The sequence below is a fragment of the Thermosporothrix hazakensis genome (assembly GCF_003253565.1).
Taxonomy (GTDB): Bacteria; Chloroflexota; Ktedonobacteria; order Ktedonobacterales; family Ktedonobacteraceae; genus Thermosporothrix; species Thermosporothrix hazakensis.
Map to the genome: position 1 here is coordinate 170,997 of NZ_QKUF01000003.1, position 21,441 is coordinate 192,437.

Here is a 21,441-nt window from a genome sequence, read left to right on the forward strand (position 1 = left end):
GGGTGTATGTGATATGGTAATGATACACATAGCTGATTCCGTTTTGTCAGGACAAAGAAAGAACAGATAACAAAGGTCTCCTCTTTCAACTGATCTGGCAACCCAAGCGGAACGAAGCCTTTGCAATGTTGTTTGACTAGAACGGAAGGGACGGTTTATCATCGTGGAAAAAGCCAAACGCAAACGTACCTCGTTGATGGCTATACTTGGCGATCTCAACCGACCTTTGCGCGTACGCCCGGTTCGTTATATGGGCCGTGAATGGTGGGCTATCGATCCAGAGGACATATGGCCTGGTATGGTCATGGATCTGCGTCGCTTGGGTTTCGAGGCTATGGCTATGGGAGATGAAGTTCTGGTACGTGAAAGCATGCCAGCTCTTGAAGCTCCTGTGGATGGCTCGATGTATCCTGGTGGACTAAAGCCTTTCCCGTCGGTTCATCCAACAATCCGTATTCGGAAAGATGCGTATTCCACTCGCTATTCTGGATTATCCTATCTGGATGAGGAAGAAGATGAGCTGGAACCGACGGATTTAAGCTATGATGATCTTTTGCCCGACGAGGAAGAGGATATAGAGCTCTCAGAGCAAGAATACAGGGCCTGATTGCCCGATATCCTCTCACAATAGATACCATATTCCCCCTTTGCAGGTGTTCTCGAGCGCGAGAATGGCTTGTAGAGGGGACAATATGTCCTCTCTTCTCCGACTTTCCCTCTGCTTCAACCCCCTATCGGTGTGTACCTCCACAGGTGTTGGTTCGTGTCTTAATCATGGCTGATACCGTTTGAAGGAGGAATCAACAAGATGAAGAATCAGGAACGAGAACCATATAAACAGTATGATACCGAGCGAGAAGATCAGGAAGAGTATGAGCAGGAACGGAAGAAGATGAACCGTCTGGATGAGGTGACACCGCAGAATGACCCTCATCTGTTTGGGGCGAGTGAAGATGCCGCTGATTATAGTTTCCGTGGACCGCATGGCGAGTACGCTGAAGAGAAAGCACCGGACCAGTATGGTCCACAAGATCAGTTTGGTGATGTAGACAACCAGGACCCATACTCAAACCTCGATCAAGAAGATACGCTTGCGGAGGAGGAGGAGCCTTCAACCGATCCCCGCGGCGAAGATCCCACACGTACGCCGACCGGTGAAGAGCCCTATGGCCTTGATGAGCCTCTTGCAAAACCCGGTCAGCGCAGTAATGTTGGGCGTGACCGCGATAAGTATGGAACGAAAGGATTTCAGGATCAATATGACGGCTCGTTCTAAGCGGGCGCCCGTGCGGGTTGACGGTAGAGCTTTGCTCTGCCGCCTGTAGCCTGCATGTCTGCTCCCTGGCTCTCTTTTCATGGTGGTATGCTATAATGAAATAGAGTCGCCGTTTAGAGCAATTATAGTCAAGGAGTGATACATGCAGAAGGACTCGCAGCAGGAAAAGCAGTATGACTCATACTCTTCTGAAGACAATGCAGCCTTGCAATCTGGCCTCTTTGGAGGCTCCCTTGTCATCTCAGAGTCCCCGGATGCGGAGGAGACAGCTTCTCCCTCTCCACACCATTCAAGCCAGCTAACAGATCAAACGAGCCTGGCCGCATGTGCCCTTCCTTATCGTCAGGAGTTACTAGTGCGGGGAAAGTCGCATTATACTGTGACATGCTTCCTTTCCGACTTGAAGATGTTCAGTGAACATATGGGCCCGGATACTCCTGTAGGACGGATTGTGAAGGAAGATTTGACGGATTGGCTGATGAAGCTCAAGTTCGGTTCTCCCGGTCATGTCCCAGCCCCGAAGACAATGGCACGGCGCGTTACCTTTCTCAAGAATTTTTTCTCCTGGTTAGCACGTGAAGGAGTGCTGAAAGAAGATCCTTCGGCGAGTCTGGTTTTAGAGCGTCCCCTTCCTCCTTTGCCGGAGTTGCTCTATGCCGACGAATTGAGACGTTTACTTCAGGCTGCTTCAGAAGATGCCCGGTGTCACTGCCTGGTGTACCTGACGCTCTACGCCGGGCTGAAGAAAGAAGAGGTAATGCGCTTAAAAGTCAACCACGTTGATCTGACTGACCCGCTTCACCCCTTGATCACGATCCAGTTCCCTTCATCCAGTGGTAAACAACATCGAGAACGTCGCCTGGTCCTTCCCGCCGAATTTACTCGCATTTTCCATCGTTATCGGGAAGAATACCATATTGTCGAAGATGTTTTTAAGTGCACTGATCGAAATCTCAACTATATTCTGGCGCGAGCAGTGAAGGACGCAGGTATTCAAAAACGCGTCACGCTTCAGTTGCTGCGTGATACCTTTGCGGTGGAACAATTGCGAGCCGGTGTTCCTCCCGAAGCGCTCCGTGAGAAACTGGGGTTATCAGAGGAAGCATGGCTTGAGTCTCGCGAGAAATACCGCCGTCTGGCATTCCCGAAATAGGAGGTAAGCAGAGTGCAGGGCGTTTTTTATTGTCCTGCACTCTCTGCTACATGGGAAACCGGGGATAGCGCTGATAGTAGCGCTTGCGCAGCACCCTGCTGAGGAGCAGCGCATTGAGTAGAATAGCCGCCATTGCCAGTGGTCCCAGGCAGATCAGCCCGATACCAAAGGTAAAAATAGTCCCTAAGATCATGATCGGCCAGTACAGGAAAATGCTACCAAGCAATAAAAGGATGCCGGGAAGGGGTCTTCTGGCAAGGAGCCAGCCAATACCAAAGATACCAAGAAACGATAGAACTAATTCGAGGATGAGAGGATTAACCCCTCTGGGAGCAGTGGTGGAAACTGGTGGGATATACGCTGCTGTGTGAGATGCAGTGTAATAAGTGCTCTCGTTGTAGGTTGTGTCACCCTGTGGCCCCTGATAATGTTGTTCTATTGTGTCGTTTCTCATGCTGGCTTGCTGATAGTGAGTATACCCTGTTGCGACGGCCGTTGGTTTGCCACAGGACGGACAAATAGCGGCGTGTTCTGATAGGTGCCTTCCGCAATACGTACACTGCATGGTGGGCCTTTGTCCTTTTGCTACACGTTTGATGTACTGTTTTTGTTCCTCAATGGAGAAATCTTATCCTGGATTGCAACTCCAACCCTGAGCACTGCTATGGATTTCTACTGTTCCACTCTGGATAGTTTGTAAAGTATACCACGGTCCCGCCGGTGGGTGCTGAATAAGCGGGACGTCCTTTTCTCTGGCGCTTTGGGCTGCCGGAGTGATGATCAGATAGGATGGATGGGCTATCTGTAGCACGCTCTGAAGAGCTGATGGGAAGGCTTTCGTTGCGCTTCCCACGATTTGTACGATATCCGCCCGTAATGAATCTCTGATTTCCTCAATCTGGTTCAACGCATAACTACTCATGGCAGTTGCACCTAGAAAGAGCATACTGAACTGCGGCGTGACCAGTCTGAATATCAGGCTGTTATCTCGAACCTCGTTGCTCCCCTGGTGTAATTCCTGCAAGGGCCAGAGTATGTGTAGTTCGCATAAGCTTCCCAGGGGAAGAATTGTTCCCCTGCTCACAGGTTGATAGTGCAGATTTCTCTCGTCTATAGTACGTCTCCATAAAGCGTAGGTTGCATCAGGATGAAGCATTCCTGCGTCTATTACTGTATTGATATGGTATCTCTCCACAATAGTTTGTAAACCTGCAATGTGCTCTCGTCGCGGAGTAGTGAGCAGTAACATATCGAGTGTATGTCGCCAGAAAGGAAGGCGGCTATCTAGTTCGCGGGAAAGGAGAACCGGGTCAGCTCCCCCATCAATCAGCGCAAGTTTGTTGTCTTGCGTCTGAATCAAGATTGCTTGCCCTTGATGTGTGGTCTCAGTGACGGGGAGAAACGTTACGGTGAGTTCGCCGCGGGCTGGAGGAAATGCTGCCAGCAAGCCGATACAGGGGAGCATTCCCGCGACAAGGACAAGACGCAGGAGCTTCCAGAGCGGTTGCTGCATGGGCTGCTGTGGTTGTTCTGCCGTAGTGGTAAGTGGGCGTAGCGCGATAATACCAGCCAGAAGTAGCATATAATAGGGGATCGCGAGCCCGGCGGGAAGCTCTCCGAGTGTGAGGCTGGCATAGGGGAGTTGAGCGCACCAGCGAATAACGGTGTCTGTATACCAGAGGAGAGGCCAGGCAAGCCAGGCACAGATCTGTGCGAATGGCAGGAACACAAGACCCAGACCGCTGATTAGCAGGCCGAGCAACATCAAGGTCCCCATTGGCGGCCCTGCCAGGACGTTCGCGAGAGGCGAGATCAGGGAAAATTGATGGAACGGAATCACCTGAATTGGAAGCGTTGCAAGTTGAGCGGCGAATGTGGTTGCCAGTGGTTCTTGCAACAAGGTACAGAGTGGAAGCTTGCGAAGTGGCCGCAAGAGCCAGAGCAGCACCGGGGTAAGCACGACCAGCCCCAGTGTTCCCGCAAAAGAGAGCAGAAACCCGATATCCCAGAGTAGAAAGGGATCAAAGAGAGTAAGGAGTAGCGCCGCAAAGGCCAGTGCAGTGTATACGTTGTAGATGCGACCCATGCGCGATGCCAGCACAACCAGAGCACCCATCAGTGCCGCCCGCAATACGGCAGGACCAGCCCCACAGAGTATACTATAGAGGGCTATGCAGCTCAAACTGAGGAGACCGGTAAGCCATTGTCGCCAATCACGGAGCCGCTGCGCTGGCAGTGGTGACTTTCCCTTTCTGGGCTGAAGATAGCGAAAGCCTCTAGTCAGTAATCCGGTAAGCAGGGTAATCTGAAAGCCCGAGGGGGAAATCAGGTGCGTGGTATTGGTCAGACGAAGCGCTTCTTCAAGAGGTTGAAGCTCGGGTAGGCGCACATTGAGCAGAAGAGCAACGAGAAGCGATGCCTCTGGCTGCGGGAGTGTTTGTAACAGTATATGGACAAGGTGCATTCGCCACTGATAGAGCGTTTTGAGCAGTATATTGCTTTCCTCATCCCGCACCATGATACGCGGAAATGACATACTCGCTTGAATGTCAGGTGAATGGGTGAACGGTAATTGAAGTTTGCCCCGAAGCTCAAGGCTGTCGCCATAGCTGGCTATGTAGGGATCATTCAGGGCAATTGCCCGAAGCTGAATAATGATCTTTCCCCGGGTTTCGTGCCACGTCTGTCCATCGTCTTCACTGAGCTGGTTCACAGTCACAATCAGGGTGCGACTTCGTTCATGAAGCCTCGGTTCATCTACGACGATGCCCCGAAGGCTGACCGACTGTTTCAGATAGTTGGTGAGCGCATAGGGATTATCGTGCTGTATCGCTGTTGTATAGCGCCACATACCCAGAAACAGGCAGAAACAACAGGCGAATAAGAGCCGATACAGGGGGAAGCGCCAGCAGAGGACGATGCTGGCGAACAAAACCCCCGAGGCAAGAAGAAACAGGGGAGCAGGCAAGCCAACAAAAGATGCGGCAAAAAGGCCGATATGCCATGCTCCCGCCAGAAGAACCAGTGTTAGTCCGCGCAGGTGTTCAAGAAGCCGCTGCTGATTGATCATGGTTTTCACTCGCTAGACCGTAACCTGCTTTTTGATTCGGTCATAAATGCTCTGGCTGATAACCTGCAACAGATCTTCAACGGCGGTATAAGGGCCATTACGAGTGCGGTAATCGACGATTGCCTGAGCCGTCTTGCTGCTCACATGCAAGATCTCTCGTAGCTCATCGACGGTTGCCTGATTGATGTTGACCTGCTCTGTGTTGCTGTCCGATTGGGTATCATCCTTGATGCCCGGAACGCCACCCACATATGTTGGGGGAACTTCTCCCAGTTTGGTGACGTAGACCTCCTGCCCATCCTTCAGCTTGGCAGCAAGATTCAGGGCAACAAGGTTGGCATCTGGTAGGGGACCGCCGGCGGCTTTGAGCAGGTGATAGACGCGTGAGCCAGCGTCCAGCGAATAGATGCCCGGATGTTGGACTGCACCGATAATATAAGCCTCGATTTTAGCCGTTGTTTTTGGCGGGTCGGGTTCCTCGCTCCGAGCAGGCATTGTTGCTTTGACCGATGGCGTCACTACTACCTGATGTGTTGACGACGGTAAGGGAGCAGTCCAGGCGAAATAGAGCGCTACGCCAAGCAGGCTGCTCAGCACCAATGCCACAATCAAGGTACCGTACTGAGGTTTGGGGCTTTTTGATGGTTCAGGTTCAGCCTCGATTTCATCGATGTCGTGGATTGGTTTGTCCTCATCATCGATGGATGTAGAAGCTGAGATTGCATGATGGCGAAATGTGGGTATGTCATCAATAAAGATCGGACGGATGTCGTGGTCCTGGTTTGAAGAATGATCCATACAACCAGCCTCCCCATTTATTTAATGATGGAACTCTAGCATAGAGTGCGATATATGTCAATAGATAAATGTGAAGTACTTCTATTTATTTCTCTGAAAACAATTTTCTTGTGTAAAAAGATGTTTTTATAAAAAGGAGGGAAAGAAATTCAATCCGGAAGTATGATTGTCCAAAAAAAGGAAGAGAAAGCGGCCTCCTTTCGGCAGGAAAAATGATTTCTCAGAATCTCTAAAAAAAGTCCCGAAAACGGCTTGAGAGATGTGGCAGTTTATGGTATATTGTTGGGTGTAAGTTCCCGTAGCTCAGTGGATAGAGCAGTGGTCTCCGGAACCACGTGCGCAGGTTCGATTCCTGTCGGGAACACTCAATATGGGAAGTGGCTCTAAAAGCCACTTTTCTTTTTTTGGACTTTTCCAAAATTGGACATAACCTGGGCGCATCTCCTCAAAAACCTGGTGTATAGTTTCTCCTGGAATAGTTTTCACTATGCTCTCGGATGTTTATCCTCAAAAGTTTCTTCTGTATCAATGCTCTTGTTCTTACTAAGGTGTATCTTATAGATAGAGAAAATTCGATGTGTATCCTTTGCGGGTGACTATACCCAAAAAAGTGGGATAAAAAGAACGAAGTGCTGATTACTCAAGCAAATCAGTACTTCTTTTTTTTGGGTATGCTAGAAAAAGGCAAGTCGAAAAAGGGACAGGTCGCTGTACTTATATGGTGCCTGTTTGCTTATTATGTGGCTGGTCCTAGAAGGCGGAAAAGGAGAAATCCTGTGTCAGGGAATACCTTTACAGGCAGACCAAAAAGGCCGCGTTATGGATGCAAGGCGGCCTGAGGTTGGAGGGCCGAGCGTGGTTTACTGCTTGCTGTCATTGGTTGTCTGGCAGTCTTTGCAGCGACCAAAGAGTGAGAGTGTGTGTCCTTCAATCTTAAAGTTGGTCTGATCTCTGATGGCAGCGAACTGCTCTTCAGGCAAGCAGATATCTACTTCAACAACTCGTCGGCATTGGGTGCAGGTTAGATGGTGGTGATGGGAGTCGCCACAGACGCGATAATGGTGTGTGCCATCTGCGAATTCAACTCGATCCAGCAGTCCTAGATTGACCAGTTTTTCAATTGAGCGATACACTGTTGCGCGTCCCAGTTTTGGTTCTTCCTGGCGCATTTCCTGCCAGAGATCGTCAATCGTGAAATCGGTTTCGCTGGCAGCAAGTTCTACCAGGCGTTGCTCAATAAGCCGCCGGGGACGGGTATGACGCTGACTGACTTCGTCAAATGCGGCTCGGATCTTTTCCGCAAGTGATTTGACCTCTGCCACGGTTTTACTCTCTTTCTAATGATGGTAGTCTTGCATGAATATTCTATAGAAGGACGGCAGAAACGTCCAGCGAATACAGGAGTATAGGCTTTTAGGCACCGGAAGTCGCGTGTGTCATAGACGAATACTCGTTGCAGAAAGCGGGGATAGCCTCACTTCAGCGTATGTGAAAAAAAGATGGCTTATGCATTGGTTTATCTCTGGTGTTGTTCAGTGAAACATAGATGGACCAATCTGTTCAATAATAGTTATTGAGACATTATACCATAAAGGCTGGCAAGCAGGAAAGGGTTCTACGAGAGCCGGTTCCAGGTCAATCAGAAGAATGGTGATGTCTCTGTCCATGATGGATGCAGTATTCCAGGAATACTGAAACTACGATGGAGATGTCTGCTGCTCATCGCTCTCAATACTGCGTTCAAGGAGCGCTGCAATAATTTTCGTTTTCTGCTCTTCCTGTTTCTCGGGAGTGCTCAGGCTCTGGGCAATCTCGATTGCCAGCAAGGTATCTTGCATCCGGGTCAGTTGATTGAAGTAGCGGCTCATCTCTTTGATGCTGTTGCGATAGAGCAGGAACTGTGATCCGCCAACAAATTGAAGCAGGATACCGGCAACGCTGGTCAGAATGGTGATGGTCAGGTTCTGAGCCAGATTGAAGTAGAGTATACCGATGCCCGCGATGAGTACCAGAAAGCCGACGCTAACCGAGATCACGCAGAAAGTGAAGCTGCTGGTTGCCTGTCCTCTATTGATCGTGTAATAGATCTCAATCTGATTGAGCTGGAGCTGAATGCGGGTGAGCACATTTTCTTTGTCCTTTTCCAGCACCATTACATAGATGTCATTGATGCGCTGCTTGAGCTGGTCGATGTCATTTTTGTCGTTCAGTACCTGCTCCTGTAAGGTTTCCAGAAGCTGTTCTTTCTGGCCAATTTTGTTCTGTATCTTGACGTTGAGATCACTTCTCTCCTGCGTCAGGTTGTTGAGCACTTTTTCGTGCTTTCTTGAGGTGAGTGTGGGTGGAATGATAAAGCCCACTAAAGTGATGAGAAGTGCGGAGATAGATACCAGTATTGCCAACCAGGGCTGATCCATTGTTGTAGTGCCTCCAAAGAGATGGAATGCAGGAGCGAGGTTGAAATGACAGCTCTCTAGTTGTAATGACGTGAAAGAGGACGGTTTTTCAAAAAAGAGACTTACCAGGAAAGAAAAAAGGGTAGAGACGCGCGCTCTACCCCAATCAGAAAAGAGAGGTGTGTATTACTTGCCAGTCGCTGTCTTTAAGGCACTTTCCAGCGCGTTGAGTTGGTCAAGCATCCAGTTCTGATAGTCTTTATCTTTAGGCATCGTCTCTGTGACTGAGACGAGCGGAATAGCATTGGCTTTTGCCTCGTTTTGTAGTTTTGTTGTGAGCGGGGTCACGGTTTGCTCGTTATAGACCAGTACCTTGATCTCTTTATTTGTCACCTGCTTGTTGGTGGTTGCCACAACGCTTGCAGGAGGATCATTGCCCTCTGCGACCGCTTCCTGAAACTGTTCAGGGGTGATCACCTTCAAATTCATAGGGTTGCTCTGGTAGGAGAAGATGCTTTCCGTCTGGCCTATAGGTGTTCCCGCATAGGTCGCCTTAATCGAGTTCATCTTTTGCTCGATCTGTCCAAGCGCTGTGTTGACTGCCTTGAGGTTAGTGTCATAGGCGCTGGCATTGGTGCTGTCGAGCTTTTTCAATGCCTCGGCAATAGAGTTTGCCACGGCCTTCATATTAGCGGGGCTATACCAGACATGTTCGTTCTCTTCCAATTTGGTGGGAGCGACATCATAAGCTGTCACCACAGTGCGGTTTTCGTTGGGAGAAGCCGAGAGCAACTTATCCATCCACTCGTCATAGCCGCCACCATTTTTGAGAACGAGCTGTGCTTGAGCGACCAGTTTACCGGTTGTGACATTTGACTCATATTCATGTGGGTCGACTTCAGGATCAGTAATAATACTGGTGACAGTCACATGTTTGCCGCCAATTTGTTCCGCTATATTTCCATAAAAATTGGTAGTCGCAACAACATTTATGGTATTTGAACCTGTCGTATTTTCCCCACTACATGCGCTTACTAAAAGCGCGAAAATAAATGTCAGTGTGAGTGCACCCACCACTTTTTTAAGAGAGGTCATTCCATTTCCCCTTACTTATAATTAATGATACTGCGTATCTGTTTTACTCAGTATAGTACAGGTTCAGGGGAATGTCAATGAGATAATGTATCATTAATTCTTGATATTTTGTCTCAGTAGTCTTGATTTTTGGGGTTGGACGTGTCATACTTGAAATTGCGCTTAACATTGTATATGTTAGATAGAGAGATTCGAAAAGCGAAAACGTGTGTGGAGGTGAGTTGTACGTGAGAGTTGCTTTTGTGGGAAAAGGTGGAAGTGGCAAGACAACATTTTCGTCATTATTTAGTCGCTATCTGGCATTGCAGCGGGTGCCTGTAGTGGCGATAGATGCTGATATTAACCAACATCTGGGCGTTGCCCTGGGCTTATCAGCGGGCGAAGCGGCAGCGATTCCGCCTTTAGGATTAGAGATTGAGCGTGTGAAGGAGTTTCTGCGTGGAACCAATCCGCGCATCTCTTCAGAGCATGCGATGATCAAAACAACGCCACCGGGGCATGGATCGCGCCTGTTGCGCCTCGTCGAGGAAAACCCGATATACCGTTATTTTGAGCGCGAGATCAATGGAGTGCGCCTGATGGTAACTGGACCCTTCGGTCAGGAAGATCTGGGACAGCGCTGCTATCATTCCAAAGTAGGAGCGGTTGAGCTGCTCTTGAATCATCTGCTGGATGGGAAAAATGAGTATCTTGTGGTGGATATGACCGCTGGCGCTGACTCATTCGCTTCCGGGATGTTTACAAAATTTGACCTCACATTTCTGGTTGTTGAGCCCACTATGCGCTCGCTTAGCGTGTATGAGCAGTATAAAGGGTATTGCCGTGACTACGATGTCAGGCTATGCGTGGTCGGGAACAAAGTTGAGGGTGAAGAGGATCTGGCCTTTTTACGGGAGCATGTCGGTGCTGACCTGCTGACCTGGTTCGAGCGTTCGGCCTTTGTGCGAGCGCTTGAAAAGGGACGCCCGCTCCCCCTTGAGCAGCTTGAAGTTGTGCATATGCAGGCTCTAGGGGAGATGAAGCGTATGGTTGATGGCTGTCAGAAGGATTGGGAGAAACTCTATCGTCAGGCTCTTGAGTTTCATCGTTTAAATGCTCTCTCCTGGGCGAATGCTGCGGTTGGTGAAGATTTGCTTGCCCAGATTGACCCTGAATTCTCACTGGCCGAGCATATATCCGGTGGAATGGCAACTCATGCATGATGTATTCCTGTCTCAAGATCGTCCATACGCATGTGTGGATGAGCTTGCTACAGAATACATAGATGAACCGTTTGGTGTGGCCTTCTGGCCTATTTACGGGGTATTATGCCCTGAATGAAAGGAGTACAGGATGTCTCTGAACGTACCGCCAGCATTAATCGAGCAGGCAGAGAAGGGCGAGGTTCGGCTAAGCGACTTTTTGCAGTGTATTAAAGAGTCCTTGCCGTATGCCTGGAATCTTGTTGAAGGGCTTGCTACCCGCCTTCAGACCAGCACAGATACTTTTGTTGATAATCAGGTTCCTCCCCCAAGCGAGAAGGAGCGCGGGCAATTGCTCAGAATGCTGGCAAGTGATTCTATGCGGAACGCCATTGAGCAGCATTTCGGGGTAAAATTGGCCTTCCAGAATTGCCATCGTGTTGCCCTTTTCCGCAAGGATCAACTCGGGAAGGACTACGAGGAATTTATTACACCGCGCAGTCAGATCTTAAACCAGACTCCTGAACTGCGTGATTGTTAGCCGACGCACGTTTATTCCAGCCTAAACGTGCGCTGAGAACAGGGCTCCACTCTCCCCATGTGGAAGGGTGGAGTGCCTGTTTTTTCGTCTGAGGTGACTACCTTAGTGAGTTCTGACACAGAAATTAGGTAGATGTCCTAATGGCAAGATTCAGCACTCTCGTTTATGCTACTGACAATGATATTGTCAGAGGAAAGCGTTGAGCGCTAACAGGAGACGTGCATGTTCCATTTGCATGGTGGATAAGCGCAACTTCCTCTGAGTCATTATCAGGATGATAGAAAGGCATTTTTCAGGTTGGTTGTTTGAAGGAGAACTGTAAAGAATGAAACGGAAGTTGTTTTTCGGCATTGTGGCCGCGCTTCTGGCTGTGACGCTTATGACGTTCGCTTCTCGGCCTGCTTCCGCGCACGGTGGCCGTGAAGTAGGGAAGTATTATTTTACTGTTGGCTTCCTGGATGAGCCTGCATATGCTGGACTCAAAAACGGACTCGATCTGACGATCTGCGATGGCGAGTGTAAATATACCATGAAAGAGGGTTCCCGGGTGATCTCTAATCCGGTCGAGGGGCTTGAGAAATCGCTGAAGGCTGAAGTGTCTATGGGGGGATCGGCTCCACTGGCGCTGACGCTTGAACCCAGATATATGAACCCGGGCAAATATGCCGCCTACTTTATCCCATCAAAGGCGGGCGCATATACTTTCCATATTTTCGGGGCAATCAACGGACAGAAGGTTGACGAGAAGTTTACCAGCGGTATCGATCATTTTAGCGAAGTTGAAGAAATTGCCCACTATCCTCAGACGACGACAGCAGGGCAGCCCCAACAGAGCGCTTCCACCGATGTAGACGCGCTGCGCACTCAGGTAAACGACGCGACCAACAGGGCGAACACCGCGACCACTATTGGCATTATCGGCATTGTTGCCGGTGTGGTTGGGCTTGCTGCCGCTGGCCTGGCACTTGCACGGAAATCGTCGAAGGGGGGCGCACCGACTCAAAAAGAGACTATTGATAGCCTGCGTGGCTAAGAGATTTCGACAGGATATTCTGTGGCTTCCTCCGTTTTATGAGGGTAGATCGCCCGATGATCTACCCTTACCCTCGTTTCTTCTGTATATTTTATTGAGAAGTCTATTTTTGAGTGATTGAGAAAGGCATTATGCATTACCGGAATAGTGGAGCTCTGGGACGCTTGCAGAAGGTGTTCTGGGTGGTGAGTCTGGCTGTGCTGTTGACGTTCTTTCTGCCTCAACGGGCCTCGGCTCATGCTCAGTATGTGCGTAGCAATCCGCCCAAAGATGCAACATTACAGAGTGGAAAAGCTCCGGCTTCTGTTCAGGTCTGGTTTTCCGAAGAGGTGGAACCGGATTTCAGCAAACTGGAAGTCTATAATCAGCAGCGTCAGCAGATTGACCTGAAGGATAGCCATGTGACGTATGGCGACCCGAAGTCAATGCAAATCTCTTTGCCTCCTGACCTGCCCGATGGTCCTTATACTGTCGTTTTTCGCAATGTTTCACGAGAAGACGGACACTCCAATGTTGGCAGTTTTAGTTTTCTAGTTGGGAAAGGGACGCTGCCGACCGATACCAGTGCGCTGATCAGCAAGCTTCAGCCAGTTGAGAACTTTAATGGCTGGAGTATCTCTATTCGCTGGCTCAATTATCTGGGGGTAGCTGGCCTGGTTGGCTCGTTGGCGTTCTTGTTGCTGGTCTGGCGACCGGTTGCTGCACAGTTGTTTGCAAGAGAAGCGATCAGTTCCGGGCTCAACGATATTGGCGCGGGTATTGAGAAATATGTCTATCGCGTCATCCTGGGAAGTCTTGGCGTGCTGATTCTTGGCTGGCTGATGTTCCTGTTCTATCAGACCTATGTCGTCGGTGGTGGTGATTTCTTTCAGCAGTTAAGCAGTGGATCGTGGCGCAGTCTTCTCCTCAGCAGCCGCTTTGGAAGTATCTGGCTGTTGCGGCTTGGTCTGATTGTACTGGCTCTCTTTCTGGGGCTGTCGCTGCGCTATACCGGGCGGAAGATCAGCGATTCTCTGCTTTCCTGGATCTTACTGCTTGCCGGTCTGGGTATCGTGATTACGACCTCGCTGAACTCCCATTCATCGGGGACCGCGATGCCGTGGCTATCGCTGCCCTCGGATATGCTGCACTTTGGCGCTACCAGCTTCTGGATTGGTGGCCTGCTGGTGCTGCTGCTGACGATCCTTGTTGCCTGGCGGGTGCTCAAGCCGGGTACTGGCGATCGAACGCGCTTCCTTGCCATTTTGATTCCGCGTTTCTCAGTCATTGCCGGTATCTGTGTGGCTGTGCTGGTGACCACCGGTTCGGTTCAGGCCTATTTTCTGCTTGGTTCGTTTGCTGCATTTCTGAACAACGCATACGGTGTGACACTGACAATCAAGCTGGCTGTATTTGTTGGCATTCTGGTGCTGGCAGCGTTCCATCTCTTGCGCATCAGCCCGCTGATGAAGCGCTTTGCACAGAGTAATGATGAGGAGCAGGGAGCGTCCTCCCTGGTTGCAGGGAGGACACAGCGGGCATTCCGTCGCTCTTTGCGGGGTGAACTGCTGTTTGCTGTGGCCTTGCTTGGTGTGGTTGGTGTCCTGACCAGCCTGAGTCCTCCGCCACAGGGAGGAAGTGGTAGCGGCTCAATTGAGCATACAGGGACCGCTGGCGATATCAGCTATAAGATGGTGATTACTCCTGGCATGGTTGGGAGCAATACCTTTGGTCTGTATCTGAAGGATGCCAGCGGCAAGCCTGTAGAGAAGGCAGAAAATGTTATTGCCCGCTTTACCATGCTTGATATGGATATGGGTGTACTTGATGTGAAGCTGGAACCTGTCGCGGAGACACCGGGTCTGTATCGGGCAACCGATAACGTTATCAGCATGTCTGGTGACTGGCAGGCGACGCTGATCATTATGCGTCCTGATGTTGACGACGTGCGGGCTTCGTTCAAATTTGTGGTGAAATAGCGCCGAAAATTTCTGCGCACATAGATATGCGGGAATACTGCAAGATGCAGGTTCCCGCTTTTTTTATAAGGGCAAGTAAGCGGCTTCTGTAGTGTTGATATGTAATATGGATAGGTGAATATAAATGGATTACCAGACTACTCTATGGTACTATTTGTAACAGATGTATGTGCTGACGGCGTTTTGTGTGAGTATTTTGAGGGGTATTTTTGAAATTGGCAAACTCCCATCCTTCTATAAGTGCAGGGCGAAGCATGTTTCCCCTGCGTGCCATTCTCCTACCGTGGCTTCTCCTTGTGCTTGCCTGGGGGCTGCTACTTGGCGCCTCTCTGACGGGGCAGCTTGTCTGGCTGGATCATGACTATCTGCTCAAAGAGAGCGGGCTGTCCTGGTACCTTGTACTGCCTGTTTTTCTGGTCGCCTGGCTGATAATGCTTGGCGCTATGATGTTTCCTGTTATTTTGCCGATTCTGGGTAATAGCTTCCCAGATACATTATGTTTGCGTATGCTCTGGAAGAGGCAGACAGGCTTTCTTGTTGGTTATAGCGCGAGCTGGACGCTCTTTGCCTGTATTGCTCTGGTGGGTGATTTTGGGGTGCATCAACTGGTTGAGCGCTGGTGGTGGTTGTATACTCATTCCTGGCTGATACTGGTCTGTTTGCTGTTGCTTGCGGGGCTCTATCAGCTCAGTACATGGAAAAGGCGTTTCCTCTCTGGCTGTTGTCGCTTTCAAGAAGTACAGGGCCACTCACTACGTGCTGGTCTGAGCTATGGCTATGTCTGTGTTGCGTCCTGCTGGCCGCTGATGCTGCTGCTTTTTGCCACAGGAATGCAACAGTTGCTTGTGATGGGACTTTTTACCGTACTGATGTTATGCGAGCGTGAACTGCAACAGCGTCATCTTGTCTGTCTGGTGAGTGGTGGGGTGTTGTTGGCGCTTGCTGTAGGCCTGGGGATCTATCTGGGGATCTATAATGCTCTGGCCTCCGTGTAGGAGAGCGAGAAGCGATGCAGGTCAGAAAGGGGCAAGCAGCGATCACTATCCTTTCGTGTGCTTGCTTTTCCTTAGTAAGTTAGCTATACTTTACACAGTTGAGCAGTGATGAAACAGACTGCTTTTCTTGTAAGATACAGAGATTCTTTGTGATAAGGGAACCGATACACATGAAGCGTTCAATCGGACAATTATTACTTTTCGTGCTTTCGATTGCGGGGCTCGCCATTTCAGCTTATCTGGTGTATGTGCACTTTGATAGCAAGGCGCTGGTCTGTTCAAACTCAGGATATGTGAATTGTGAAAGCGTACTGACGAGCTCACGAGCCTTTGTTCCCGGTACACGAATTCCTATAGCATATATGGGCGTGGTCTGGTTTGTGGTCAGTGGGGTGATCGCTTTTCTGGCCTGGAAGATCTGGCCGCAGAAGCGCGGGCTGCTTATCACACAGTTAGCATGGGCTATTTGCGGTATTTTGTCCGTCCTCTATCTGGTCTATCTGGAAATTGTGGTGTTGAACGCCATCTGCGCCTGGTGTACAGCTGTCCATGTGATTATTCTGGCAATGCTGCTCCTGAACGTGATCCTCTTTACGCGAACCGATGCAGATGAGGAGTATGAGCTTGAGGAGGAAGATACACCTTCCCTTTCTTCAGCACATAAATAGAAGCAGAAACAAGACAAGGGGAGCGGTCATCAGCGTTTGGCGATGCCGCTTCCCTTTTTTCTATTCCCATTTGAATGTCTTGATTGCGACAAAGAGGATCACCAGAACCCAGACGATCAGTACCAGCAACTGACTGAGCGGAAAGGTAGCGCTCGGGCTCATCGCTGCCTGAAGCGCTTGCGTCAGTGCGGTTGAAGGGAGAATGCCTGAAATGGCTGCCAGCGGCGCCGGAAGTCGATCAAGCGGGACAATACCGCCGCCGATCAGCAGGAAGACCAGGAAGAGCGCATTTGCACCTGCCAGTGTGAATTCGGCGCGGAGCGCTCCCGCCATCGCAAGGCCAAGCGCGGCGAATGCAGTTGTCCCCAACGCAACAAAAAGCAGTGTCAGGAGCAGCGATCCCTGAGGTTGCCAGTGATAGAACAGGACTGCAATACCGACCAGAAGCGCGACCTGAACAAGCTCCAGGACCAGAATAGAGATAATTTTTGCCAGAATTAAGCCGCCACGGGAGATGGGCGAACTACCCAGACGCTTGAGGACGCCATAGTAGCGCTCGTAGGCGGTCGCAATGCCAAGATTCACCATTCCAGCCGCAATAATAGCAATAGCGATGATGCCCGGCAGGAGGAAATCAACGGGATTCCCTTTCAGGCCGGGAACAATATTCAACGAGGCGGCGAAGATCAGGAGAAGCGCGGGGATAATGAGCGTTACAAGAATGTTCTCGCCCCGTCTTGCGGTCAGCAGAAGCTCATATTTTGTCTGGGTGAGCACTTGCTGTACGAAAGAAGCTGCCCTGTTGTCAGTTGTTGTGAGTGTGCTTGCCATTTATTCTCGTACCTCCGAGCCAGTCAAACGGAGGAATAAATCTTCCAGTGAGCCATGACCGACGCGTAATTCAGAGAGGGTGATCTGCTGGTCACGGAGCCAGCTTGCCAGTTCTGCGATCAGCGCCGGGATGTTTTCGGGGGCGTCCGTCTCCACAATATAGCTGCCTGCGCGGAGCTCGCGGGCGGCTGTGGCGGAAGGCAGAGCCGCTGCCAGGCGGCTGCAATCCAGGCCAGAAGCTGCCACAAAACGAAGGCTACGGGCGTTGCGCGTTCCCATCATATTTTCAGGTGTGTCCAGCGCGATCAGGCGACCATGATCGATAATAGCGACTCGGTCGGCCAGGCGTTCGGCTTCATCCATCAGGTGGGTGGTTAGCAGGACCGTGACCCCTTTTTGTTTGAGCTCCTGAACGATCTCCCAGGTTGCCAGGCGGGCTTGCGGGTCCATTCCGGCTGTGGGCTCGTCGAGAAAGACCAGTTGTGGATTGCCAACAAGTGCAACTGCCAGTGCCAGACGGCGTTTCTGGCCACCTGAGAGTCTGCGACACCGTGTTTTTGCCGCCGAGGTCAGCCCGACTCGCTCAAGCAGCTCATCCGGGTTCTGGGGATGCGCAAAATAGCCAGCGAAGAGATGCAGTACCTCACGAGCGGTTAAGGCTGGATAGAGCCCATCCTGTTGCAGAACGACACCGATCAGGGGCTTTAAGGTCTGCGCGTCTCGAATCGGATCGAGACCGAGGACGCGAATAGTTCCGGCATCCGCTTTGCGATATCCCTCAAGTGTCTCCACTGTTGTGGTTTTTCCCGCGCCATTAGGGCCGAGAAGCGCAAAGACCTCGCCCCGATGGACACGGAAGCTGAGGCCATCAACGACCGTATGCGGACCGTAGCTTTTTTTGAACTGTTCAACGGTAATGGCATCCTGATAGCTCTCTCTCGAAGAGGTGTCCATTACCGTTGTCTGCGGATAAGCAGACATACGATATCACTCCTTGCACGATACCTGCGTACATATCCAAATGCTATGCCATACCAGATACGCTGTTACGCTCGCTTGAAATACCGTGAGCAGGCTGAAACTGGTATCGTGACTGATAAGATTCTCTGTTTTGTACAGAGAGAGTAGCGGGTTTATCTGTTCTTTGTATACCTTACAGCAGTTCGTCCTGACTGACAAGGTTTCTTTCTATTGAAAGAAATAGGCCAAAGGGAGCGCCTCGACGCCCTCTATTTTTCTCCACCTGTGCCGACAGTAATAAGTACAATACCGAAGAGAACCACCAGAGCTATAAGCTTGAGGTAATATGCCGAAATTATGGTGAGAAAAATTTGACGTCTGATAGTGTCTGGTGCTACACTATCTGGAAATATACGTGCAGGGAAAATACCGGAGGAATGATAGAACGGTGGTAGTGTTTTCTTTTGCACGATTTGCCTTCTGGGAAGGGTACACCAAAAACGTACCGGCATTCAATCAAGAGTAATTCATTTGTTGTGTATCGACTCCCTGAGATCTTTGTTATGGAAATGTCATACATGCAGTGGAGCGTGTATGTGAAGAAAGATGAACCTGTATCCCGTGGGGGAGTCCAGCATGCGTGTGCACGTGTGCTGGCATTTTTTATAGGAGGAAGCTGTTAACTATGTCTTCGCACTACGTGGGCGGATTCGAGGAGAAATTTGCGAAAGAGGGGCTGACTTTTGACGATGTTCTGCTGATCCCGGCTGCCTCTGATGTTCTGCCTCGTGATGTCTCTACCCGGACGCTGTTTTCGCGCAATATCGAGATCAACATTCCTATTGTCAGCGCCGCTATGGATACGGTAACTGAGGCCCGTTTGGCTATTGCTCTGGCCCGAGAGGGCGGCATTGGTGTGATTCATCGCAACCTCTCTATTGAGCATCAGGCGCAAGAAGTTGATAAGGTCAAGCGCTCGGAATTCGGTATGATTACCGATCCGATTACACTGGGACCGGATGCTGCTTTGAGTGAAGCCCTGGCTGTGATGGCACGTTTCCATATCTCCGGTATTCCCATTACCGAGAATGGAAAGCTGGTCGGTATCCTGACGAACCGTGACATCCGCTTTGAAACCAACCTGGAGCGGCGCGTTTCTGAATTGATGACCAGTGAGAACCTCGTAACCGTCCCTGTAGGAACCACACTGGAACAGGCTCGCGAGAGCCTGCATCGCTACAAGGTTGAGAAGCTGCCCGTTGTGGATGAGCATGGCATGTTAAAGGGTCTGATCACCATGAAAGATATTCAGAAGAAGACCCGCTTCCCCAACGCAGCAAAGGATGAGTATGGGCGCCTGCGCGTTGCCGCTGCTGTAGGTGTCGCTGATGCGGATGCACGCTGCGAAGCGCTGGTTGAAGAGGGCGTTGATGCGCTTGTCGTCGATACCTCGCACGCGCATTCGCGGATGGTTATCGATACTGTTGCGCGAATTAAAGAGCGCTTTGGCAAGCAAGTTGATGTGATTGCCGGTAATCTGGTTACGGCGGAAGCAACCGAGGCACTGATTCAGGCCGGAGCTGATGCAATCAAGGTCGGTGTTGGCCCGGGTTCAATCTGCACGACGCGTGTGATTGCCGGTGTTGGTATGCCTCAGATTACAGCGGTGTACGATTGTGCAAAGGTCGCGCATCAATATGGTGTTCCTGTTATTGCTGACGGCGGTATTCAGTATTCTGGTGACATTGCGAAAGCGATCGCTGCCGGCGCTGATACTGTGATGCTTGGTAGCTTACTTGCTGGCGTAGATGAGAGCCCCGGTGAACTGATTATCTCACATGGTGAGCGCTTCAAAGATTATCGTGGTATGGGTTCGATTGCCGCGATGAAGCAGCGCAGTTACAGTAAGGATCGCTACTTCCAGGAAGGCCAGAGCGAAGGCCAGTTGATCGCGGAAGGTATTGAGGCGCGTGTCCCTTATAAAGGGATGCTCGGGCCGTTGGTCTATCAGCTCGTTGGTGGTCTGCGGCAAGCAATGGGATATACAGGCTCGGCGACTATCAAAGATATGCAGGAGCGCACACGCTTCACCCGGATCACCGGCGCTGGACTGCGTGAGAGCCACCCGCATGATGTGATGATTACCAAAGAAGCGCCAAACTACGGCACCAAGCGCCACTAAAAGACACATGTTTGAGCAGGAAGCAGGTTTTAACGGCCTGCTTCCTTTTTTTGTTGTAGAAAGGCAATCAGCTCATCCCAGGGATAGGGACCGGGGCAGAAGTGGCGATGAACCGGGTCCATCGAGAAGTGGCCGGTAATGCCTCCCGCGGCTGTTGCCAGTTGCATCGGGATGTCGTGTCGCGCGCAGATGCTGCGAATCAGGCGAAAGCTGACCTGCTTTTGGATCTCGGTCAATTCGTCTGAGTTGTCGCGGCTGGGTTTGACATGCTCTATCGAGATAGTCACATAGTTCGGGTTGAGGGCCCTGTTCCACCAGGGAGCATGGCCTTCAGTCACACCACCATTGCCCCAGGCGGCGTGGCACTCACGTACCGATTGCACAATCACGCCATCGCGCCCGATGGTATAATGTGTAGCGACATCGGCGGTCTGGAAGAAGTGACCGACGGCTTCGGCGCTTTCAAAGCCAGCCATGCACGATAATCCAGCGCGGGCGATGTCCGTTTCGTCCGGAAAAGTAGTTCGGAGAGGGCATCCAGAGGACGCCTGGCTCATCAGTAGCATCTATCGACATAGCAAAACTCTCTGTAACCTGCTTCTTTGCTTTCAAAAGGGCTGTAAAGACGATCAAGGTGTGCTAGAATAGAAAGCCGGGCCGGGTTGAAGCCTTTTGACGATAACCGTATAGAAAGTGCATGAGCGTAAAACCTATCGGGAGTAAAGAAGTACGTAAATTACGGATATCCTATTAGCCAAGAGGTCCCATGCCATTGCGCCCTTATTGAACTATACGCTAGAATGAGCGAAGGGTCACTCTATTCGGACTTATATCTTATAAACGAAGTCTACCAGTGCCGGTGCGCGGAGGACAGCAATGGTTGATCTAAAACAGACACTGAGCCGCTTTCTCTCTGTACCTGGAGTGCGTCAGGCGATCCTGGTGGGGCGTGATGGGCTCTTGATCGAGGGGCTGACGCGGGAGGGAAAAGAGGATATGGAAGCTGTAGGTGCCATTACAACCTCAGGGTTGAGCGCGGCTGAAGCTTTAGGAAGGGAGATTGCCAGGGGGAGCGTTGTTGGTGTACTGATGGAGTATGAACATGGCATTGTCAGCATTGATCCATTGGGGGATTTCGCCCTGCTCGTCACCTTGCTGGATAATGCCTCGGTGATTGGTCGCGTACGTCATATGGTGAAAGCAAGTCGAAGCGAGATATTAGAAGCTCTTGATATAGTATAGTTTAAGGTTTAGTTAATGATGTTGAAGGAACTACAGAAATGTCTGGCGTGTATACGGAGGGC

At 50.6% G+C, this 21,441-nt stretch carries 20 protein-coding genes and 1 tRNA gene; 12 read left to right on the top strand and 9 right to left on the bottom strand.

What is annotated here, in order from left to right:
- The first annotated feature begins 163 nt into the window (after positions 1-163).
- From EI42_RS07455 to EI42_RS07465, 3 genes are all read left to right on the top strand, one after another.
- Positions 164-607 (top strand): hypothetical protein, encoded by a 444-nt coding sequence (locus EI42_RS07455; protein WP_111320453.1) that lies wholly within the window; start codon positions 164-166, stop codon positions 605-607.
- 201 nt (positions 608-808) lie between these two features.
- Positions 809-1,276 carry a hypothetical protein gene (locus EI42_RS07460; protein ID WP_111320455.1) on the top strand — a complete coding sequence of 156 codons (468 nt, stop codon included), beginning with the start codon at positions 809-811 and terminating at the stop codon, positions 1,274-1,276.
- Between the two features lie 142 nt (positions 1,277-1,418).
- A complete protein-coding gene (locus tag EI42_RS07465) occupies positions 1,419-2,429 on the top strand; it encodes a tyrosine-type recombinase/integrase (RefSeq protein WP_111320457.1) in 1,011 nt (336 codons plus the stop codon).
- A gap of 46 nt (positions 2,430-2,475) precedes the next feature.
- Here the strand turns inward: EI42_RS07465 and EI42_RS07470 are convergent, their stop codons facing one another.
- The 3 genes from EI42_RS07470 to EI42_RS07480 all read right to left on the bottom strand — a co-directional run bounded on the left by EI42_RS07470 (position 2,476) and on the right by EI42_RS07480 (position 6,297).
- Positions 2,476-2,883: a hypothetical protein gene (locus EI42_RS07470; protein WP_111320459.1), complete on the bottom strand. Its 408-nt coding sequence runs from the start codon at positions 2,881-2,883 to the stop codon at positions 2,476-2,478.
- A 174-nt stretch (positions 2,884-3,057) separates the two neighbouring features.
- Positions 3,058-5,499, bottom strand: a complete 2,442-nt coding sequence (locus tag EI42_RS07475; protein WP_111320461.1) for a ComEC/Rec2 family competence protein — start codon at positions 5,497-5,499, stop codon at positions 3,058-3,060.
- Positions 5,500-5,511: 12 nt separating this feature from the next.
- Positions 5,512-6,297, bottom strand: a complete 786-nt coding sequence (locus tag EI42_RS07480) for a ComEA family DNA-binding protein (protein ID WP_111320463.1) — start codon at positions 6,295-6,297, stop codon at positions 5,512-5,514.
- A 292-nt stretch (positions 6,298-6,589) separates the two neighbouring features.
- Here EI42_RS07480 and EI42_RS07485 point away from each other — a divergent pair.
- Positions 6,590-6,661, top strand: a tRNA-Arg gene (locus EI42_RS07485).
- Positions 6,662-7,157: 496 nt separating this feature from the next.
- Here the strand turns inward: EI42_RS07485 and EI42_RS07490 are convergent.
- The 3 genes from EI42_RS07490 to EI42_RS07500 all read right to left on the bottom strand — a co-directional run bounded on the left by EI42_RS07490 (position 7,158) and on the right by EI42_RS07500 (position 9,788).
- Positions 7,158-7,619, bottom strand: coding sequence for a Fur family transcriptional regulator (locus EI42_RS07490; RefSeq protein WP_111320465.1), 462 nt, complete (start codon positions 7,617-7,619; stop codon positions 7,158-7,160).
- A 375-nt stretch (positions 7,620-7,994) separates the two neighbouring features.
- Positions 7,995-8,714 (bottom strand): TRADD-N-associated membrane domain-containing protein, encoded by a 720-nt coding sequence (locus tag EI42_RS07495; protein WP_111320467.1) that lies wholly within the window; start codon positions 8,712-8,714, stop codon positions 7,995-7,997.
- A gap of 165 nt (positions 8,715-8,879) precedes the next feature.
- The gene (locus tag EI42_RS07500; RefSeq protein ID WP_111320469.1) at positions 8,880-9,788 is read right to left on the bottom strand and encodes a metal ABC transporter solute-binding protein, Zn/Mn family; all 909 of its coding nucleotides are present in this window, start codon (positions 9,786-9,788) and stop codon (positions 8,880-8,882) included.
- A 227-nt stretch (positions 9,789-10,015) separates the two neighbouring features.
- On the opposite strand from EI42_RS07500, the gene EI42_RS07505 reads away from it, so the two are divergent.
- The 6 genes from EI42_RS07505 (at position 10,016) to EI42_RS07530 (ending at position 16,164) form a co-directional block, all read left to right on the top strand.
- Positions 10,016-10,990, top strand: a complete 975-nt coding sequence (locus EI42_RS07505) for an ATP-binding protein (RefSeq protein WP_111320471.1) — start codon at positions 10,016-10,018, stop codon at positions 10,988-10,990.
- Between the two features lie 130 nt (positions 10,991-11,120).
- Complete coding sequence (locus tag EI42_RS07510) at positions 11,121-11,510, top strand: SCO5389 family protein (RefSeq protein WP_111320473.1); 390 nt, start codon at positions 11,121-11,123, stop codon at positions 11,508-11,510.
- Between the two features lie 325 nt (positions 11,511-11,835).
- Positions 11,836-12,543 carry a hypothetical protein gene (locus EI42_RS07515; protein WP_111320475.1) on the top strand — a complete coding sequence of 236 codons (708 nt, stop codon included), beginning with the start codon at positions 11,836-11,838 and terminating at the stop codon, positions 12,541-12,543.
- Positions 12,544-12,674: 131 nt separating this feature from the next.
- Positions 12,675-14,501, top strand: a complete 1,827-nt coding sequence (locus tag EI42_RS07520; protein WP_137686204.1) for a copper resistance CopC/CopD family protein — start codon at positions 12,675-12,677, stop codon at positions 14,499-14,501.
- Between the two features lie 254 nt (positions 14,502-14,755).
- Positions 14,756-15,496: a DUF2182 domain-containing protein gene (locus EI42_RS07525; RefSeq protein WP_111320479.1), complete on the top strand. Its 741-nt coding sequence runs from the start codon at positions 14,756-14,758 to the stop codon at positions 15,494-15,496.
- A gap of 170 nt (positions 15,497-15,666) precedes the next feature.
- Positions 15,667-16,164: a vitamin K epoxide reductase family protein gene (locus tag EI42_RS07530; protein WP_111320481.1), complete on the top strand. Its 498-nt coding sequence runs from the start codon at positions 15,667-15,669 to the stop codon at positions 16,162-16,164.
- A gap of 60 nt (positions 16,165-16,224) precedes the next feature.
- Here the strand turns inward: EI42_RS07530 and EI42_RS07535 are convergent, their stop codons facing one another.
- Both EI42_RS07535 and EI42_RS07540 read right to left on the bottom strand, forming a co-directional pair.
- The gene (locus EI42_RS07535) at positions 16,225-16,995 is read right to left on the bottom strand and encodes an ABC transporter permease (protein ID WP_111320483.1); all 771 of its coding nucleotides are present in this window, start codon (positions 16,993-16,995) and stop codon (positions 16,225-16,227) included.
- Positions 16,996-17,976, bottom strand: a complete 981-nt coding sequence (locus EI42_RS07540; protein ID WP_111320485.1) for an ABC transporter ATP-binding protein — start codon at positions 17,974-17,976, stop codon at positions 16,996-16,998.
- A 664-nt stretch (positions 17,977-18,640) separates the two neighbouring features.
- On the opposite strand from EI42_RS07540, the gene guaB reads away from it, so the two are divergent.
- A complete protein-coding gene (gene guaB, locus EI42_RS07545; RefSeq protein ID WP_111320487.1) occupies positions 18,641-20,137 on the top strand; it encodes an IMP dehydrogenase in 1,497 nt (498 codons plus the stop codon).
- 29 nt (positions 20,138-20,166) lie between these two features.
- Here guaB and EI42_RS07550 read toward each other — a convergent pair whose 3' ends face one another.
- On the bottom strand, positions 20,167-20,613 hold the full coding sequence (locus tag EI42_RS07550) for an N-acetylmuramoyl-L-alanine amidase (protein ID WP_170142434.1): 447 nt from the start codon (positions 20,611-20,613) through the stop codon (positions 20,167-20,169).
- Positions 20,614-21,013: 400 nt separating this feature from the next.
- Between EI42_RS07550 and EI42_RS07555 the strand changes: the two genes are divergently transcribed.
- Positions 21,014-21,379: a roadblock/LC7 domain-containing protein gene (locus EI42_RS07555; RefSeq protein ID WP_111320491.1), complete on the top strand. Its 366-nt coding sequence runs from the start codon at positions 21,014-21,016 to the stop codon at positions 21,377-21,379.
- The last annotated feature ends 62 nt before the right edge of the window (positions 21,380-21,441 follow it).

What these genes read in the sequence shown, in the direction of transcription:
- EI42_RS07460 (WP_111320455.1), top strand. Translation starts at nt 809, where the DNA reads ATGAAGAATCAGGAACGAGAACCATATAAACAGTATGATACCGAGCGA.
- EI42_RS07465 (WP_111320457.1), top strand. Translation starts at nt 1,419, where the DNA reads ATGCAGAAGGACTCGCAGCAGGAAAAGCAGTATGACTCATACTCTTCT.
- EI42_RS07470 (WP_111320459.1), bottom strand. Translation starts at nt 2,883, where the DNA reads ATGAGAAACGACACAATAGAACAACATTATCAGGGGCCACAGGGTGAC.
- EI42_RS07475 (WP_111320461.1), bottom strand. Translation starts at nt 5,499, where the DNA reads ATGATCAATCAGCAGCGGCTTCTTGAACACCTGCGCGGACTAACACTG.
- EI42_RS07480 (WP_111320463.1), bottom strand. Translation starts at nt 6,297, where the DNA reads ATGGATCATTCTTCAAACCAGGACCACGACATCCGTCCGATCTTTATT.
- EI42_RS07495 (WP_111320467.1), bottom strand. Translation starts at nt 8,714, where the DNA reads ATGGATCAGCCCTGGTTGGCAATACTGGTATCTATCTCCGCACTTCTC.
- EI42_RS07500 (WP_111320469.1), bottom strand. Translation starts at nt 9,788, where the DNA reads ATGACCTCTCTTAAAAAAGTGGTGGGTGCACTCACACTGACATTTATT.
- EI42_RS07510 (WP_111320473.1), top strand. Translation starts at nt 11,121, where the DNA reads ATGTCTCTGAACGTACCGCCAGCATTAATCGAGCAGGCAGAGAAGGGC.
- EI42_RS07515 (WP_111320475.1), top strand. Translation starts at nt 11,836, where the DNA reads ATGAAACGGAAGTTGTTTTTCGGCATTGTGGCCGCGCTTCTGGCTGTG.
- EI42_RS07520 (WP_137686204.1), top strand. Translation starts at nt 12,675, where the DNA reads ATGCATTACCGGAATAGTGGAGCTCTGGGACGCTTGCAGAAGGTGTTC.
- EI42_RS07525 (WP_111320479.1), top strand. Translation starts at nt 14,756, where the DNA reads ATGTTTCCCCTGCGTGCCATTCTCCTACCGTGGCTTCTCCTTGTGCTT.
- EI42_RS07530 (WP_111320481.1), top strand. Translation starts at nt 15,667, where the DNA reads ATGAAGCGTTCAATCGGACAATTATTACTTTTCGTGCTTTCGATTGCG.
- EI42_RS07535 (WP_111320483.1), bottom strand. Translation starts at nt 16,995, where the DNA reads ATGGCAAGCACACTCACAACAACTGACAACAGGGCAGCTTCTTTCGTA.
- EI42_RS07540 (WP_111320485.1), bottom strand. Translation starts at nt 17,976, where the DNA reads ATGTCTGCTTATCCGCAGACAACGGTAATGGACACCTCTTCGAGAGAG.
- guaB (WP_111320487.1), top strand. Translation starts at nt 18,641, where the DNA reads ATGTCTTCGCACTACGTGGGCGGATTCGAGGAGAAATTTGCGAAAGAG.
- EI42_RS07550 (WP_170142434.1), bottom strand. Translation starts at nt 20,613, where the DNA reads ATGGCTGGCTTTGAAAGCGCCGAAGCCGTCGGTCACTTCTTCCAGACC.
- EI42_RS07555 (WP_111320491.1), top strand. Translation starts at nt 21,014, where the DNA reads ATGGTTGATCTAAAACAGACACTGAGCCGCTTTCTCTCTGTACCTGGA.